This is a genomic window from Pandoraea pulmonicola, from assembly GCF_000815105.2.
GTDB classification, from domain to species: Bacteria; Pseudomonadota; Gammaproteobacteria; order Burkholderiales; family Burkholderiaceae; genus Pandoraea; species Pandoraea pulmonicola.
Genome location: NZ_CP010310.2, coordinates 2,450,763 through 2,466,840, shown reverse-complemented (window position 1 = coordinate 2,466,840; position 16,078 = coordinate 2,450,763). Strand labels below are relative to the sequence as shown.

16 protein-coding genes and 2 tRNA genes are annotated in these 16,078 nt (G+C 63.7%); 11 read left to right on the top strand and 7 right to left on the bottom strand.

Translation table 11 applies throughout. The features are described from left to right. Positions 1–75 precede the first annotated feature (75 nt). Positions 76–160: transfer RNA gene (locus RO07_RS10920), tRNA-Leu, on the top strand. Between the two features lie 221 nt (positions 161–381). On the opposite strand, the gene RO07_RS10915 is transcribed toward RO07_RS10920, so the two are convergent. Beyond that, a complete protein-coding gene (locus RO07_RS10915; protein WP_147284508.1) occupies positions 382–1,287 on the bottom strand; it encodes a LysR family transcriptional regulator in 906 nt (301 codons plus the stop codon). Positions 1,288–1,412: 125 nt separating this feature from the next. Here RO07_RS10915 and RO07_RS10910 point away from each other — a divergent pair, with 125 nt between their 5' ends. From RO07_RS10910 to RO07_RS10865, 10 genes are all read left to right on the top strand, one after another. Continuing rightward, positions 1,413–1,970 carry a short chain dehydrogenase gene (locus tag RO07_RS10910; protein ID WP_237171422.1) on the top strand — a complete coding sequence of 186 codons (558 nt, stop codon included), beginning with the start codon at positions 1,413–1,415 and terminating at the stop codon, positions 1,968–1,970. A 234-nt stretch (positions 1,971–2,204) separates the two neighbouring features. Continuing rightward, positions 2,205–3,161 (top strand): LysR family transcriptional regulator, encoded by a 957-nt coding sequence (locus RO07_RS10905; RefSeq protein ID WP_335645814.1) that lies wholly within the window; start codon positions 2,205–2,207, stop codon positions 3,159–3,161. 119 nt (positions 3,162–3,280) lie between these two features. Next, positions 3,281–3,365: transfer RNA gene (locus RO07_RS10900), tRNA-Leu, on the top strand. 501 nt (positions 3,366–3,866) lie between these two features. Further along, entirely contained in the window at positions 3,867–5,036 is a 1,170-nt protein-coding gene (locus tag RO07_RS10895) for an AraC family transcriptional regulator (protein WP_084072839.1), read from the top strand. 192 nt (positions 5,037–5,228) lie between these two features. Continuing rightward, entirely contained in the window at positions 5,229–5,795 is a 567-nt protein-coding gene (locus RO07_RS10890; RefSeq protein ID WP_039410638.1) for a carboxymuconolactone decarboxylase family protein, read from the top strand. Next, positions 5,792–6,946, top strand: coding sequence for an acyl-CoA dehydrogenase family protein (locus RO07_RS10885; RefSeq protein ID WP_039410635.1), 1,155 nt, complete (start codon positions 5,792–5,794; stop codon positions 6,944–6,946). Before RO07_RS10890 ends, RO07_RS10885 begins: the two co-directional genes overlap by 4 nt. Next, positions 6,943–7,797 (top strand): ABC transporter ATP-binding protein, encoded by an 855-nt coding sequence (locus RO07_RS10880; protein WP_084072560.1) that lies wholly within the window; start codon positions 6,943–6,945, stop codon positions 7,795–7,797. Before RO07_RS10885 ends, RO07_RS10880 begins: the two co-directional genes overlap by 4 nt. A 64-nt stretch (positions 7,798–7,861) precedes the next feature. After that, complete coding sequence (locus RO07_RS10875; RefSeq protein WP_039410632.1) at positions 7,862–9,046, top strand: ABC transporter substrate-binding protein; 1,185 nt, start codon at positions 7,862–7,864, stop codon at positions 9,044–9,046. Next, on the top strand, positions 9,039–9,893 hold the full coding sequence (locus tag RO07_RS10870; protein ID WP_418303708.1) for an ABC transporter permease: 855 nt from the start codon (positions 9,039–9,041) through the stop codon (positions 9,891–9,893). The genes RO07_RS10875 and RO07_RS10870 overlap by 8 nt, the downstream gene beginning before the upstream one ends. Before the next feature lie 82 nt (positions 9,894–9,975). Next, positions 9,976–10,716, top strand: a complete 741-nt coding sequence (locus RO07_RS10865; protein ID WP_237171421.1) for a pseudouridine synthase — start codon at positions 9,976–9,978, stop codon at positions 10,714–10,716. Positions 10,717–10,876: 160 nt separating this feature from the next. Here RO07_RS10865 and RO07_RS10860 read toward each other — a convergent pair whose 3' ends face one another. From RO07_RS10860 to RO07_RS10835, 6 genes are all read right to left on the bottom strand, one after another. Next, positions 10,877–11,749, bottom strand: a complete 873-nt coding sequence (locus RO07_RS10860; RefSeq protein WP_039410629.1) for a 23S rRNA (adenine(2030)-N(6))-methyltransferase RlmJ — start codon at positions 11,747–11,749, stop codon at positions 10,877–10,879. Then, positions 11,749–12,402: a DNA-3-methyladenine glycosylase I gene (locus tag RO07_RS10855; RefSeq protein ID WP_039410627.1), complete on the bottom strand. Its 654-nt coding sequence runs from the start codon at positions 12,400–12,402 to the stop codon at positions 11,749–11,751. The genes RO07_RS10860 and RO07_RS10855 overlap by 1 nt, the downstream gene beginning before the upstream one ends. Before the next feature lie 274 nt (positions 12,403–12,676). Further along, a complete protein-coding gene (locus RO07_RS10850; RefSeq protein WP_039410624.1) occupies positions 12,677–13,438 on the bottom strand; it encodes an SDR family NAD(P)-dependent oxidoreductase in 762 nt (253 codons plus the stop codon). Between the two features lie 95 nt (positions 13,439–13,533). After that, positions 13,534–14,394, bottom strand: a complete 861-nt coding sequence (locus tag RO07_RS10845; RefSeq protein ID WP_039410622.1) for a fumarylacetoacetate hydrolase family protein — start codon at positions 14,392–14,394, stop codon at positions 13,534–13,536. 45 nt (positions 14,395–14,439) lie between these two features. Beyond that, positions 14,440–15,195: an SDR family oxidoreductase gene (locus RO07_RS10840; RefSeq protein ID WP_039410620.1), complete on the bottom strand. Its 756-nt coding sequence runs from the start codon at positions 15,193–15,195 to the stop codon at positions 14,440–14,442. Positions 15,196–15,256: 61 nt separating this feature from the next. Beyond that, positions 15,257–15,979 (bottom strand): FadR/GntR family transcriptional regulator, encoded by a 723-nt coding sequence (locus tag RO07_RS10835; protein WP_039410618.1) that lies wholly within the window; start codon positions 15,977–15,979, stop codon positions 15,257–15,259. Positions 15,980–16,078: the final 99 nt, after the last annotated feature.

Genomic DNA, 16,078 nt, shown 5'->3' with positions numbered 1-16,078 from the left:
CCGCATCGCATCCGCATAATTTCACTTCTTCGCAGCGAGCACACAAAAAGAAGTAAGGGTGTGTGAGTTGACGGGGCCCAGATGGCGGAATTGGTAGACGCACTAGTTTCAGGTACTAGCGGGTAACACCGTGGAGGTTCGAGTCCTCTTCTGGGCACCAAAAAATATTTAAAAAAGCCGATGATCCTAGATCATCGGCTTTTTTCATTCTTGCCCAGAAAGCAATGTGCCTGCGCACATTGCGTGGGGACTCGAAAGGCATCGCTTGCAAGCGATGCCGGGGTCGCGGAACGTGACCGAGTCCTCGCGGCGCCGGAGGCGTCGTATGGGGGTGTGGGGTACTACTGGGGTCTGCGCTTGCCTCCACATCAACCACCCTCTCTAAACACACCCCCCAATCACATCGACCAGCCATTTCCGAAGCGGGCTTCCGGAGGCGCGGCGATGCCAGGCGAGCGAGACATTGAAACGGGGCGGTTGAAAATCGAGTTCGACGACGCGCATTTGGCATACGTGGGCGATGTCGGCGGGCACGAAGGCGATGACGTCGTCATTCGTCTGGAGGAACGGTTGCAGCGCGGTGTAGCAGGGAAGCGTAGCGACGGGCCTTTTTCCGTGTCGTTGGGTGCCGAGCATGCTGTCGATCGCGTCTCGAAAGTGGCTGCCGCCGTGTGCGAAGTCGACGAACGGTAGTCGCGCGATGTCCTCGACGCTCGCCTTCGCCTCGGCAATCACCTCGCCCTTCCCTGCCACGCAGCAATAGACCTCTTCGCGAAGCGGGCGCTTCACCAGTCCGTCATTCAGGAAATCCGCGAATCCGATCACGACATCCGCGTCGCCTTGCGCGACGAGATCGGCGTGGGTGCCTTGATCGAAGTCGACGATTCTCACATCCACGCCGGGTGCTGCGTGCCGTACCGCGAAAACGATTTTCGGCACGAGCGCCAGTTGCGCGTACTCGTTGGCGACAATCGTGACGGTGCGTTGCTCGCCGCGCGGGTCGAATGGCTGGCTGTCGAGCAAGTCGTCGACTTCGGCGAGCACTCTTTCGAATTTCGACGCCAGTTCGAGGGCGAAGTCCGTGGGTTGCAGCCCGCTGCTTTGCCGCAGGAATATTTCGTGCGGGAAGGCGTCTCTTAGCCGCTTCAGATATCCGCTGATGGCTTGTTGCGAGATCCCTGCCTGGGCGGCGACTTTCGATGCATTTCTTTCGCGCACCAATTGCAGAAAGACGCGCATATGTTTGATATCTATTTTATCCACAACAAACTCCGGTAACTCATACAACCTCCCCTTGATTTACGCGCCGTGTATCAATTTTTAATATTGCATTTCCTTCAATTAACGCAACAGGTCTTGCAATGAAAACGGTAATTCTCATTGGCGCACAAGGAAAAATAGGTAAAGCGGCGATGTCCGGGTTGAAGAAGCACAACGTCATCACGGCGAGCCGCTCGGGCAAGGGCTGTGATCACCAGGTCGACATCACCGACAAGCGATCGCTGCAGGCGCTTTACGAGAAGGTCGGCAAGTTCGACGCCGTGGTGAGCGCGGCGGGCCATTGCGAATATGCGCCGTTCACGTCGATGACCGACGAGCAATGGGATGCCACGATTCAGGGCAAGCTGGTGGGCCAGATGAACGTGGTGAAGGCGGGTCTCGACTACATCAACGATGGTGGTTCGTTCACGCTGATCTCGGGGATTCTGAACATCAAGCCGATGCCTCAGGGCATTGCGGACGCGACGACGAGCGGTGGTATCGACACGTTCGTGAAGTGCGTGGCGCATGAACTGCCGCGCGGCATCCGCATCAACGCGGTGAATCCCACGGTGATCGAAGAAGCGTGGGACGTTTATGGCGAGATGATGCCGGGATACCAGCCGGTGCCGGGTGCGCTCGTGGGTAAGGCATTCGAGCGCAGCGTCGATAGCTTCATCAGCGGACAGGTCATTTTCGTCGACGCCTGATACGTTGCGCACAAATCGACAGAGAAACGAGGCGAATCCCAAAACGGGATTCGCCTCGTTGTGCTTCATGCCGGCTCGGTCATGCGCTCGACGGCCCTGCCCTGGCCGAAGTCTTCGGAACGACGGCGTGGCTGGGCTGGGCCTCGTGATGTGTCGTGTTTCGGTCACGTGGCGCGTGGGGTAATCCGGAACCCAGCGGAAATCTGTAGAATTTTGCTCATAAAAAAATGAATATTGTTCAACGAGCACTTAATTCGGTTACTTGTTGGGAAATACATGCCAGCCTTTACACGCGGCGAGCTTGCCGATCTGAACGTTTTTGTCACGATTTGTCGTCGTCAGAGTTTCCGGGAGGCCGCGGCGGAGTTGGGCGTGACGACGTCGGCCTTGAGTCATGCGATGCGCAATCTGGAGGCGCGTCTGGGGGTGAAGTTATTGAATCGCACGAGTCGTTCCGTGTCGCCGACGGCGGCGGGAGCGGCGTTGGCGAAGGAGTTGGAGCAGGGTTTAGAGCAGATTGCGTCGGCGATAGGTGCGTTGGACAGGTACCGGGCGTCGCCGGCGGGGCGATTGCGGCTGAACGTGCCGCGGGATGCGGCGCGTTTGTTGCTGGATCCGATTTTGCCGAGGTTTGTGGCGTCGTATCCGGACATCGAGTTGGATGTGACGGTGGATGATCGGATGTTGGACATTGTGGCAGAGGGGTTTGACGCGGGCATGCGGTATGGGGATACGGTGCCGGGCGACATGATTGCGACGCCGTTGACGCCGAAGTTGAAGTGGATTGTGGTGGGATCGCCGGCGTACTTAGCGCGGCATGGGCGCCCGAAGGTACCGCAGGATTTGATGTCTCACAACTGCATTCGGATGCGATTGGGGGATAACACGTTATACAAGTGGGAATTGGGCAATGGTCCGACGGCACTCGAGTTGGATGTGCCGGGGGCGTTGAGCATCAATGAGAGTGATGGGGTGATTGCGGCGGCGGTAGGCGGGTTGGGGCTGGGATATGTATTAGAGCGCAATGTGTCGGGGCAATTGATGCGGGGTGAGTTGGAGGTGGTGTTGATGGACTGGGCGGTCGATGGACCGCCATTGTCGATGTATTACCCGAGTCGTCGGCAGACGTTGCCGGGGTTGCGACATTTGATAGAGATGATTCGGGCTGAGCATATGGGGCGGGCTGCGTGAGGGTGGCGTGTTTTCTGCATGAAGTCATGAAGTTGTTGACAGCCCCGCCGGTCCTAGGCATAATCTCACTTCTTCGCAGCGAGCACACAAAAAGAAGTGAGGGTGTGTGAGTTGGCGGGGCCCAGATGGCGGAATTGGTAGACGCACTAGTTTCAGGTACTAGCGGGTAACACCGTGGAGGTTCGAGTCCTCTTCTGGGCACCAAAAAAATATTCAAAAAAGCCGATGATCATAGATCATCGGCTTTTTTCATTCTTGCCCAGAAAGCAATGTGCCTGCGCACATTGCGTGGGGACTCGAAAGGCATCGCTTGCAAGCGATGCCGGGGTCGCGGAACGTGACCGAGTCCTCGCGGCGCCGGAGGCGTCGTATGGGGGGTGTGGGGTGCTGCTGGGTTCCAAACCTCCCCTAAACGCTTCCAAATTGACGTTCTTCCCCTCTCCGAATCTCGCCTGGAACCATTCAATCTGTAATAAGTAATCAACAAAAAAATAGTTGCTTGGTTGGATGTGTATGGGGAGCATGGGTGTTTTGCTTTCGCTTCCGCTTTCGCTGTTGTGTCGTTGTCGTTGCCGTTATCGAGCGTTGGGTATCGGATACCACGCACGGAGTGCCATTGGTCATGGATACCAGGAAACCGGCATGACGCGGACGATGACGAGTGGTGCGGTGGTAAGGCGGACCTGTTGGAAGAGGAGCTGTGCGATGGTGGATCGGGCGGACAAGGCGGATCGAAGCAATCGAAGCGATCAGATTAACCGAAACAACAAAGGCGAAAAACGCCTCCAGCCGGCCCCGGCGGACCATCCAAACCAGGCTGCACCCGCGGACAGGGCATCCTTTGTGGACTCAACGGACCCTGACCGTGTTGCCGACTGGTTGTTGGCCGGGCTTGAATTGAAGAGCACGCTCTTTCACGTTGGGGAGTATTGCGGGTTATACCAGGCGAGCACGGCGGGCCATCAGCGGGCGAGTTTCCATGTGGTGTTGGGGGGCGGTTGCTATCTGCACGTTGGTGCCGATGCCGGCCAACCGGCCCGCACCTTCCGTCTGGGTGCTGGCGACGCGGTATTCCTGCTGTCCGACATCGCGCATTGCCTATCGCCGGATGCCGAGCCGCCTGCCGACCTCACGGCTCGCATCGGCAAAATGGGGCCCCTTCCCGCTGCGTCGGCATCCCCTGACGCTGACACTGATACCAACGCCGTCTCCCTCGCCTGCGGATTCTTCGAATTCCGAACCGATCTCGACGCGTTGGTCCTGGGCATGTTGCCGAACCCGATCGTGGCGCGGCGTGACAGTGGCCGGCTTGACGGGATGACACAGATTTTCGCGTTGATTCAAGCGGAGGCGCGGCGTCCTGGCGACACGCCCTCCCCCTTGCTCGCGCGGCTGACCGATCTGCTGTTTTACTACGCGTTGCGCGAAGCCGTTCATGCGGAGGACGTCGCGCCGGGCATGTGGCGGCTGATGCGTCGCGATGCGTTCGGCCGGTTGGCGGCGGCGATTATCGAGTCGCCTGGTGAGCGTTGGACGACGGATGCCATGGCGGCGTTCGTTCATATGTCGCGAGCGCGATTCTGCAAGCAGTTTGCCGAGGTTGGCGGGCAGCCGCCTGCGCAGTTCGTGACGCTGGTGCGCATGAAGACGGCGGCCGCGTTGCTGCGCGCGGGCATTGCCGTGCCGGAAGCTGCCGAGCAGGTCGGGTACCAGTCCGAGTCCGCGTTTGCGCAAGCGTTCAAGCGCGTTACCGGTATACAGCCGGGCGCGTGGCGACGCCAGAATCAAGCGGCGGATGGGCGCTCCGCCGCTCACGCACTTCGTTCGTCGGGCGCCGTCGCTGGTGGCGCAGCGCAACCGTATCCCCTGCACTGACGCCGTCCGGCGACCTCGCAACCGATCCGAGCACCGCGGCCGCCCCGGGGCGGCTTTTCAGACGCCTGGCCATGCCTTTCCAAGCCGTCGCCGTCACCCAATGAGACAAATCCGCATAATTTACAGACGCGCGCGCATTGAGTCCGCGTCCGGGTTTGCGCACAATGAGGGCTCGATTGTGAGGAGCCCGATATGAGCCGACTGCCATTGCACACCCTTGAGACCGCCCCGGAGGCGAGTCGTCCGTTCCTGGAAAAATCGCTTGCCGCGAACGGGTTCCTGCCGAACCTGGTGGCGTCGCTCGCCAACGCCCCGACCGCGCTCGAGACCTATCTGACGGTGGGTGCGATCAACGGCCGTGCGAGCCTGACGCTCGCCGAGCGCGAAGTCGTGCAGATCACTGCGGCGGGCATCCATGGCTGCGGCTTCTGCGTGGCGGGCCACACGGCGGTTGCATTGAAGAAGGCGCAATTGCCCGAAGCGCTCGTCAATGAAATTCGCGATCAGCGTTCGCTTTCCGATGCGAAGCTCGACGCGGTCGCGGTCTTCACTCGCGCGGTGATCGCCACGCGCGGTGCGGTGTCCGATGCCGAACTCGCCGCGTTCAAGGCCGCCGGCTACAGCGATGCGGCCGCGCTCGAGGTCGTGCTCGGCGTATCGCTTGCGACGCTGTGCAACTTCGCGAACAACCTGTCGCAGAACGAATTGAATTCGCAACTGGCGGCGTACCGCTGGGAACCGAAGGAACGGGCGGCATGAACACGACCGCCAGCCAGCGCGGGTTAGCGGCGCGCGCGCCGGCGCTCGCCTCGTGGCTCGACGCCCATGCGGAAACGCTCGACACCGACGCCACGCTCTGTGGCGCGGTCGTGCCGCAATTGGCCGATGCCGGGCTGCTGCGCATCGGGGTGCCCACCGAACTGGGCGGGGCTGGCGGCACTATCGGCGACGCGATCGACAGCGTGGCCGACGCGGCCGAGCACTCGTTCGCCGCTGCCTTTGTCCTGTGGGGGCAGCGCACCTTCATCGAATACCTGCTGCAAAGCCCGAATCGGGGCCTGGGCGAGCGGCTTCTGCCGGCGCTGCTCTCCGGTGAGCTCGCGGGTGCCACGGGATTGTCGAACGCGATGAAGTATCTGTCGGCCATCGAGCCGCTGCAGATTCGCGCCGTGGATGCGCCGGCGTCCGATACAGGCAGCACGGGCAACACAGGCGAAGAGGTGCGCGCATGGCGGGTGACCGGTGCACTGCCGTGGATCACCAATCTGCGCAAGCAGGGCTTCGTCGCGGCGGCGGCCGTCGACCACGAGGCAGGCGGCCCGCCATCGATCTTCGCGATCTCGCACCATGCCCCCGGCGTAACGCGTAGCGACGACCTGGATCTGATCGGCCTGCGCGGCACCAACACTGCCGCCTTGCAGATGAAGGACACACCGCTCACCGAAGATGACCGGATCACCGACAACGCCCCGGCATGGCTCGTACGCGTGCGCCCGGCATTCCTCGGCCTGCAATGCGGCATGTCGCTGGGGCTTGCGCGCCGCAGTCTCGCCGGCGCCGGCGAAGGCGGCCCGGGGGCAAGCGCCGCGCTTGCCGACGAAACCGCGGCGCTGCGAGAGCAACTCGATACCCTCGCGGAACGTCTGAAGTCCGGCGTCATGCAGGGCGAGTTCGTGGCGTCGCCGGCGCGTCTGTTCGAGCTGCGCATTGCGCTGGCGGATGTGGTTCACGAGGCAGCCACGCTCGAAGTGCAAGCTGGCGGCGGACGCGGATATCTGCGTGGCCTGTCGGGCGTGGCCCGGCGCCAGCGCGAGGCGGCATTCGTCCCTATCGTGACGCCGAGCCTCGTGCAGTTGAAGAACCAGCTTGCCGCACAACGTGCGCAACACAAGACCGGAACGGCCTCATGACGCAACCCTCGGCGACGCAGCGCGCGCACACCGACACGTTCATTGCCACCGCGCGCGAGGATGCCTCGCGCGCATCGTCATGGGTCCCACCCTTCCTGACCCTGCGCGATATCGGTTTGTCGTATGGCGAACGCGCGATCCTGCGGGGCGTGGATCTTTCTGTCGCACCGGGCGAGCTCGTCGCCGTGCTTGGACCGAGCGGCTCGGGCAAGTCGACGCTGCTCCGCATTGCCGCCGGCTTGCTGCGGCCGGGCCAGGGCGCCGTCGCCATCGACGGCGCACCGCTGACGGGGCCGCGTCCCGACGTGGCGCTGGCGTTTCAGGATCCGTGCCTGCTACCGTGGCTGTCGGTCGAGCGCAACGTGGCGTTCGGTCTGACATTTGCGCGTCAGCCCGCGCTATCGCGCGAGACGCGCCGAGCTCGCATCGATGCCGCGCTCGCCGAAGTGGGCCTGGCACACGCCCATGCCTTGCATCCCCGTCAGCTCTCGGGCGGCATGGCGCAGCGCGTGGCACTCGCCCGCTGCCTCGCACGCCAGCCGCGCGCCCTCCTGCTCGACGAGCCGTTCGGTGCACTCGACGAAGTGACGCGCGCCGACATGCAGCGGTTGCTCGTCACGGTCGTGCGCGACACCGGCGCTGCGACCGTGCTCGTCACGCACGACATCGACGAGGCGTTGCTTGTCTCAGACCGCATTGTGCTGTTGGGCAACCAGGGACGCACGCTGGCCCAATGGCGAGTCGACGTGCCCTCGCCTCGCGAGACGCAGGTCGAAGCGATGGGCAGGTTGCGCATCGAAATTCTGCAGGCGCTGCAGCGCGCGATGTCGCGCGACACCGCGCCGGCCTGAGCGCCCGACACACCCGATACACACGATCCACCACACCGACCAGACCTACGGGGATTCCCAGACCATGTGCCAAATTTCCCGCCGTGAATGGCTCAAGCTTGCTTCGATGATGACGGTTGCCGGCGCCGCGCCGCTGCTGGCCTCGGCCGCCGCACGCGCCGCGGCCGAGCCGGACGCGCCGCTGCGCATCGGCTACCTGCCGATCACCGACGCGACACCGTTGCTCGTCGCACATAACAACGGGTATTTCGAGCAGGCCGGCATCAAGGCCGAAAAGCCGACGCTCCTGCGAAGCTGGGCCCAGTTGATCGAGGCGTTCCTCTCGGGACAGGTCAACGTCGTCCACCTGCTCTCGCCGATGACGGTCTGGGCGCGCTACGGCAGTCAGGCGCAAGCCAAGGTCGTGGCGTGGAACCACGTCAACGGCAGCGCCATCACCGTGGCGAACGACATCGACAAGGTGAGCGATCTCGGTGGCAAGACCGTCGCCGTGCCGTTCTGGTATTCGATCCATAACGTGGTACTGCAAGCGCTGCTGGCCGCCAATGGCCTTACGCCGGTGCTCAAGAAGAGCGGCGCACCGGCGGCCAACGAAGTCAACCTGATCGTGATGGCGCCGTCGGATATGCCGCCCGCGCTCGCCGCGAAGCAAATCGCGGGCTACATCGTGGCAGAGCCGTTCAACGCGGCGGCCGAGAACCTGAAGGTCGGCAAGGTGCTGCGATTCACCGGCGACGTGTGGAAGAACCATGCGTGCTGCGTCGTCACCATGCACGAGCGCGATCTGACGTCGCGCCCGGCATGGTCGCAGAAGGTCGTCGATGCCATCGTCAAGGCGCAGGCATGGACGCGCGCCCATCCGGAAGACGCCGCCCGTCTGCTATCGAAGGAAGGCGAGAATCGCTACACACCGCACCCGTTCCAGGTATTGCAGCGCGTGCTCGCGCCGGCCGCGGCCGAACAGGGGCGCTATCTGGCCGACAAAGCGATCGTGCACGCCGACTGGCACGAAAAGCGCATCGACTTCCAACCCTACCCCTATCCGAGCTACACCGAAGCGCTGGTGTGCCACATGCAGAAGACGCAAGTCGAGGGCAGCGCGCAATTCCTTGCCAAACTGGATCCGGCCTTCGTTGCCCGCGATCTCGTGGACGATCGGTTCGTGAAAAAAGCCATTGCCGCCGTGGGCGGCATGAAAGCGTTCGGTCTGCCTGACGGCTTTACCCGGCAGGAGACGATCGTTGTCTGATATCGCGTCCGAAACCGTCACGGCCGCTGCGGTTGCGGCGAACGCCGCGCCGCCGGCAGGCACGGCGGGGAGCATTGCGACCGCGCGTCCCGGCCGTCGCGCATGGCTCGGCCTCGCGGGGCTCGCCACGATCATTGCGATCTGGTGGCTGGGCATCGCGCTTTTCACGACGCCCGGCTCGCTCGCGGCGCAGTTCTCGCCGTCGGCCGCGGTCAATGCCCTGCCCGATCTCGTCCGCAGCGAGCAACTGAGCCTGCATGTGCTGGCCAGTCTGCGCCGGATCGGCGTCGGGCTGGCGTGGGCCGTCGTGCTCGGGGTGCCGCTCGGCTTTCTGATCGGGCGCATTCGCTGGCTCGACAAGGCGCTCACGCCATCGCTGCAGTTCCTGCGCATGGTGTCGCCGCTGTCCTGGATGCCGATTGCCGTGATGTCGCTCGGCGTCGGCGACCCGGCCGTCTATTTCCTGCTCGCGTTCGCCGCGCTGTGGCCGCTCGTGATGAGCACTGCCGCGGGTGTGACGCACATCGACCGGCGCTGGGTGCAACTCGGCGAAAGCCTCGCTGCCACCCGTTGGGAAATGCTCTGGCATGTGTACGTGCCGGGCATCGCCGCCCATGTGCTGACCGGTGTGCGGCTGGCCATCGGCATCCTGTGGATCGTGCTGGTGCCCGCGGAGATGCTCGGCGTCAATGCCGGCCTGGGATATCTGATCCTCGACACGCGCGACCGGCTGGCGTATTCCGAACTGACGGCCGTCATTCTCGTGATCGGTGTCCTGGGCTTCGTGCTCGACTGGGCCGCCCGGTTCATCTACCGCCGTTTCAGCGGCGCACAGCACGACGAGTGATTCGCACGCGCCGGGCCGAAGTCCCCGTCGCCGTGAGGGCGAGGTGAGCGACAGGCCGCTACAATAGCGGCCTGATTTCACGATGCCAGACGGAGAACGGATCATCGAGCTAGAACGTTTACTGCAATCGCAGGGCTTCGGCAGTCGCAAGATGTGCCGCAAGCTCATTGCCAGCGGCGCTTTCGCCATCGACGGCGTGGTGCACGACAATCCACGCGAATCGATCGATCCCACGGGGCTGCAATTCACGCTCGACGGCGAACCGTGGGAGTACCGCGAGCACGTCTACGTGCTGCTCAACAAGCCTGCCGGCTATGAATGCTCCACGAGCCCGACCCATCACGAGGGCGTCCATTCCCTGCTGCCGCTGCCACTGGCGGTGCGCGGTGTGCAACCGGCCGGCCGTCTCGATCAGGACACTACCGGCATGCTCCTGCTCTCCGACGACGGCCCGTTTCTGCACGCCATGATGTCGCCGCGCCGGCACGTACCCAAGCGCTACCTGGCGACGACGAAGCATCCCGTCACGCCGGAGATGCTGCAAGCGCTGCGCGACGGCGTCATGCTGCGCGACGAGACCGAGCCGCTCGCTGCCACCGACGTGGAGAGCCCGTCGTCGCATGAGATCGCATTGACGATCACCCAAGGCAAATACCATCAGGTCAAGCGCATGGTCGCGGCCGCGGGTAATCGGGTGGAAGGGTTGGTCAGAACCGCCATCGGCGGGCTGCCGATGGGCAATCTTGCATTGGGCGAGTGGCGCTACCTGTCGCCGGAAGAACTGCTGTCGCTCCCGTACGAAGCACCTGCGACACAGAAATGATCGAATGCCCGGGAGAGGCGCCCGGGAGTGCCAATAACGTGTGATGGCGCCCGGTGGCGCCTCCAGCCGCCGATACGGCCGGTAGCACCGATACAGCTGATACAGCCGATACCGGCGATACCGGCGATATCGCCAGTATCGACAGGCACCGAACGTCGCGTCAGGCCTGCTTGCCTTCGAGCAGGAATTGCGCGCCCTTGTCCTGCCCCAGTGTCTCGACGAGGTAAGGCAAGGTGGTCTTGAGAGTGTCCTGCAGCCTATACGGCGGGTTCACGATAAACATGCCGCTCCCATGCAGCCCCATGCCTCCCGGCACCGGATTGCATACCGTCAACGCCGCGTGGACCCAGTTCTTGATCGGCTGCCCGTTGATCGTGAGCCGCTTCATGCGCTCGGGCAGTTGCGCCGCTTCACGGCGCTGCACCAGCGGATACCACACGGCGTACATCCCGGTCGGGAAGCGATCGAGCCCTTCCTGCACGGTCTGCGTTGTGCGCGTGTAGTCGCGCTTGTCTTCGTACGACGGGTCGATCAGCGTGAAAGCGCGACGCGACGCGGGCGGCAGAATCGTCTTGAGTCCGGCGAAGCCGTCGGCACCGAAAATCATCGTGCGCCGTGCGACGGCCCGACCTTGGGCCTCGAAGTTCTCGCGCAACACCTCCTGCTCCGTCGGATGCGCCTCGAACAAACGCAAGCGGTCACGGTCACCGAGCAACTGCAGGGCGAAGTAAGGCGAGCCGGGGTAGTAGCTCAGTTTGCCGTCGGGGTTGAACTCGCGCACGAGCGCGACATAGTCGGCGAGCGCGGGCGGCAGGTCGTTGCGCGTCCACAGCCGGCCGATGCCGGTCTCGTACTCGCCCGTCTTGTCGGCCCATTTGCCATCGAGCGCGTAGCCGCCTGCGCCCGCATGCGTGTCGATATACCAGAACGCCGTATCTTTCTGGCGCATGTAATCGATGCATTCGACGGCGATGAAGTGTTTCAGTACGTCGGCATGGTTGCCGGCGTGAAAGGCGTGGCGGTAGCTGAACATTAGGCAGATCCTGATTCGTCAGGCGCGATTGTAGCCGACGCCGCACCCGCACGGCGTTTCGGCGTCCGCGCCATGGGCGGTGCTTCGGCCAGGCGTTTCACCGCCTTGTGACGCGGACACGCCGTAAGATGGTCGTTCACCAGCCCCGCCGCCTGCATGAACGAGTAGCAGATCGTCGACCCCACGAACGTGAAGCCCGCCTTCTTCAGGGCACGGCTCATCGCGTCGGAGACCGCCGTGCTTGCCGGCACCTCGGCGAGCGACGCCCAGCGGTTCTGCAACGGCTCGCCGCCGACGAATTGCCAGACGAAGTCGCTAAAGCGCGTGCCCGCCGCCTCCATCGCCAGGTAAGCCCGCGCGCCCTTGATCACGCCGTTGACCTTCAGACGATTGCGCACGATACCGACATCCGCCATCAGGCGCGCTTCGTCCTCCGGCCCGTATGCCGCGATGCGCGCCGGATCGAAGTTGTGGAACGCCTTGCGGTAGTTCTCTCGCTTCTTGAGGATCGTCGCCCAGGACAACCCCGCCTGCGCCCCTTCAAGCATCAGCAACTCGAACAATGCGCGCGAATCGCGCAGCGGCACGCCCCACTCGTCATCGTGATACAGACGGTACTGCTCGAAACCTTCACTCCACGGACACCGTTCCATTTGCCCCTCGATGGTTGCATCCGCTCACGCCGCGCATCGATGCGGCGCCATGCAGACGAATGAGGCAAGTGTGCCAGTATTCGCGTATGAAGCGAAGCCCGTGTGCGTGCGTGTGGCACGACTTTCAGTCACCAGGCACTGGGTACACGGAATTTTCCGGGGGTTTTGCGGCATCAGCCCATGCCGCCTGCCACTTATGCAGCGCCTGCAACTCGTGCCGCCTTGCATGCGCGAGCTCCGCCGAGTCGTCGGAAGCCCCGCCGCATCCGCCAAATCAGACCATCAACTGGCCGCCGTTGACCTCGATGATCTGGCCCGTCACATAGCTCGCAAGCGTCTCCGAGGCAAGGTACAGGAACGCGCCCGAACATTCGTCGGGCTCGCCCAGACGCCCCATCGGAATGCTCTGACGGAACGCGTCGATCTGTGCCTGCGTGCTGAACTGCTCATGAAACGGCGTCATGATCACGCCCGGCGACACGGCATTCACACGGATGCGGTCCGGCATCAGTTCCTTGGCCATGCCGCGCGTGAGCGTGCTGACGAAACCCTTCGCCGCCGCGTAGATCAGCGCCCCCGGTCCGCCGCCATGACGCGCGGCAATCGACGTGACATTGACGATCGCGCCGCCGCCCTGCTTGCGCATGGCCGGTACGACCGCACGCGAGAACGCGACGACCGAACGCGCATTGACGTTGAGCACCTCGTCGAAGTATGCGTCCGTCACCTCGGCAAACGGCGTGCGTTTGACGAGGCTACCCGCATTGTTGATCAACACGTCGATGCGCCCGAACCCGTCGAGCACCTGGGCGACGGCGGTATTCACAGCGTCCGAATCCGCGGCGTCGGCAGCCACCGTCATCGCCTGCACGCCATGTGCGCGCACGGCTTCGGCCACCGTTTCGGCCTGCCGCGCCGAGCGGTTGTAATGAATGGCGACGTTCGCTCCCTGCGCCGCGAAGGCTTTCGCCGCGGCCGCGCCAATGCCGGTACTCGCGCCAGTGATCAGAACGAACTTGCCTTTCAGGTCTTGCATGGTGAGTAGCTCCCTGTGCTGTCGATGAATGATGCGGCGGCGCACCGTGCCCCCGCATCGTCGTCACCGTACAGGATGGATGTGAAGAGAATCGGTCAGTCGAGCCAGCGTGCGTCGTAGGCGTGCACGGTCTGCGTCTGTTCGCCCAGACCGTCGATACCGAGGCGCATGACGTCTCCCGGCTTGAGGAAGACCGGCGGCTTGTGGCCCATGCCCACGCCCGGCGGCGTGCCGGTCGTCACAAGATCCCCCGGCTTGAGCGTGGTGAACTGACTCAGGTAGTGCACAAGATAGGCGACGCTGAAAATCATCGTCGACGTGTTGCCCGTCTGACGGCGCGTTCCGTTCACGTCGAGCCACATGCCGAGCTTCTGCGGATCGCGGATCTCGTCGGTCGTGACGAGCCACGGCCCCACGGGACCGAACGTATCGAACCCCTTGCCCTTGTCCCAGGTGCCGCCACGCTCGATCTGGTATTCGCGCTCGGACACGTCGTTCACGATGCAATAGCCCGCGACGTGGTCGAGCGCCCGATCGAGCGACACATAGCGAGCCGTGGTACCGATGACGAAACCCAGTTCCACTTCCCAATCCCCTTTGACGGAATCCTTGGGCAGCACCACCGGGTCATTCGGGCCGGTCAGGCAGTTTTCCCACTTGGTGAACAGCACCGGTTCCGTGGGCACGGCCAGGCCGGCCTCGGCAGCATGATCGCTGTAGTTCAGGCCGACGGCGAGAAACTTGCCCAGGCCCGAGAACGGCACGCCCAGACGTCCCGGCGACGCCACCCGTGGCAGTGCGTTCACGTCGAGCGCACCGAGCGCCGCCAGCCCCTGCGGGCTTAGTGTCTCCGGTGTGATGTCGACGAGTACGTTGGACAGATCGCGCACCTGACCGGCGGCATCCAGCAGTCCCGGCTTTTCCTGGCCCTTCGGGCCGTAACGCAGCAGTTTCAAAACGGTTCTCCTCGTGAATCGAAAAAACGGTTCGCGGCGACGGAGTCAGTTGGACCAGCCGCCATCGATCACATGAATGGCGCCGGTCGTGAAGGCGGATTCGTCCGACCCCAGATAGACGGCCAACGCGGCAATTTCGCCGGGCGTTCCCACGCGCCCCATCGGCTGACGCGCGACGAATTGTTCGCGCACGGCGGCCAGACTGCTCCCCGCGGCATCGGCTTGCGTGGCGATGCGCTCGCGCAGCGACGGCGATTCCACAGTGCCCGGGCAAATCGCATTGCAGCGAATGCCCCGCGCCACGAAGTCGGCCGCGATGGATTTCGTCAATCCAATCACCGCTGCTTTGCTGGCGCCGTAGGCGCAGCGATTGGCCACACCTTTCACGCTGGACGCCGCCGACGACATGTTGATGATCGCGCCGCCTCCGGCCGCGAGCATGGCGGGAAGAAATGCGCGTGTAACGCGATACATGCTCTTCACGTTCAGATCGAACGAAAAGTCCCAGGCGGCTTCGTCGCACTCGAGAATCGAGCCGTGATGCACGAACCCCGCACAGTTGAACAGCACGTCGACGGCGCCGAGTTCGTCGGCCAGCGCGATCACGGCCGCCCCGTCGGTCACGTCGAGCGGACGCCGCAGCAGATTGGGATGCTCGTCGAGTTGCGCGAGTGTCCGCGCATTGAGGTCGGTCGCGACGACGCGCGCCCCTTCGCGCAGATAGGCTTCGGCGCTCGCGCGCCCGATGCCCTGCGCCGCCGCAGTAATGACGGCGGTCTTGCCTGCCAGCCGGCCAGTCATGCGTGTCTCCTCCCGGATCCGTGTGAGTGTCTGAATGTCTGGATGGACACCTGCGTGCGTCTCACGCCACGGCATTGCGATCGGCCTCGGCACCGGCCGATGCCGCATAGGCGTCGCGCACGCGGCAAAGGTGTCGATGCATGGCCTGCGCCGCGCGTTCCGGGTCGCGCGCCTCCAGCGCCGCCACGATGCGGCGATGGTCTTCCAGGCTGCGCTCGAGCACGCCGTCGACGCGGGACGTCACACCGCGGCTCTTTTTGCCGAGCAGATAGAGACTGTTCGCGATGCTCTGCAGAAACGGGTTCTCGCAGGCGTCGACGATCGTTTCGTGAAAGGCCATGTCGACGGTGGCAAACGTGTCCGGATCGCCAAGCAATGCCTGCTCGTCGTCGACGAGGGAACGCAGGCGCGCAATGTCCGCCTCGCTCAAGCGGGTCGCCGCCAGCGCCGTCACGCCGGGCTCGATCACGAGACGCGCGTCGAACAGGGCTTCGAGCGTGCCCGCATTGAGTTCGATGACCATTTCGAGCGGCTCGAGCAGTTCGCGCGTTTCGAGCGAGCCGACGAACGTGCCCTCCCCCTGCCGGATGCGCAGTAGGCCGAGCAGCGCCAGCCCCCGGATCGCCTCGCGCACCGCCGGACGACCAACGCCGAGCATGCTCGCGAGATCGCGCTCCGGCAGCAACTGCTGACCCGGCTTGAGCAGCCCGGTACGAATCATCGTGAGCAGACGCTGCGCGACCTGCTCGGAGACGGAAACCTGCACGATGGGTTCGAAGGACATGGCACCAAAGCGAGACGGGGGGTGGAAAACAACGCGACCTAAAGGGCGTCGTTCAATGGTAAGACCAATAAACGAACCTTACGCGTTTCACTCATAGGC

Excerpts from the sequence above, each read along its gene's own strand:
- RO07_RS10865 (WP_237171421.1), top strand. The coding sequence starts at position 9,976 with ATGCCAGACGGAGAACGGATCATCGAGCTAGAACGTTTACTGCAATCG.
- RO07_RS10880 (WP_084072560.1), top strand. The coding sequence starts at position 6,943 with ATGACGCAACCCTCGGCGACGCAGCGCGCGCACACCGACACGTTCATT.
- RO07_RS10855 (WP_039410627.1), bottom strand. The coding sequence starts at position 12,402 with ATGGAACGGTGTCCGTGGAGTGAAGGTTTCGAGCAGTACCGTCTGTAT.
- RO07_RS10910 (WP_237171422.1), top strand. The coding sequence starts at position 1,413 with ATGTCCGGGTTGAAGAAGCACAACGTCATCACGGCGAGCCGCTCGGGC.
- RO07_RS10835 (WP_039410618.1), bottom strand. The coding sequence starts at position 15,979 with ATGTCCTTCGAACCCATCGTGCAGGTTTCCGTCTCCGAGCAGGTCGCG.
- RO07_RS10850 (WP_039410624.1), bottom strand. The coding sequence starts at position 13,438 with ATGCAAGACCTGAAAGGCAAGTTCGTTCTGATCACTGGCGCGAGTACC.
- RO07_RS10860 (WP_039410629.1), bottom strand. The coding sequence starts at position 11,749 with ATGTTCAGCTACCGCCACGCCTTTCACGCCGGCAACCATGCCGACGTA.
- RO07_RS10840 (WP_039410620.1), bottom strand. The coding sequence starts at position 15,195 with ATGACTGGCCGGCTGGCAGGCAAGACCGCCGTCATTACTGCGGCGGCG.
- RO07_RS10885 (WP_039410635.1), top strand. The coding sequence starts at position 5,792 with ATGAACACGACCGCCAGCCAGCGCGGGTTAGCGGCGCGCGCGCCGGCG.
- RO07_RS10875 (WP_039410632.1), top strand. The coding sequence starts at position 7,862 with ATGTGCCAAATTTCCCGCCGTGAATGGCTCAAGCTTGCTTCGATGATG.
- RO07_RS10895 (WP_084072839.1), top strand. The coding sequence starts at position 3,867 with ATGGTGGATCGGGCGGACAAGGCGGATCGAAGCAATCGAAGCGATCAG.
- RO07_RS10890 (WP_039410638.1), top strand. The coding sequence starts at position 5,229 with ATGAGCCGACTGCCATTGCACACCCTTGAGACCGCCCCGGAGGCGAGT.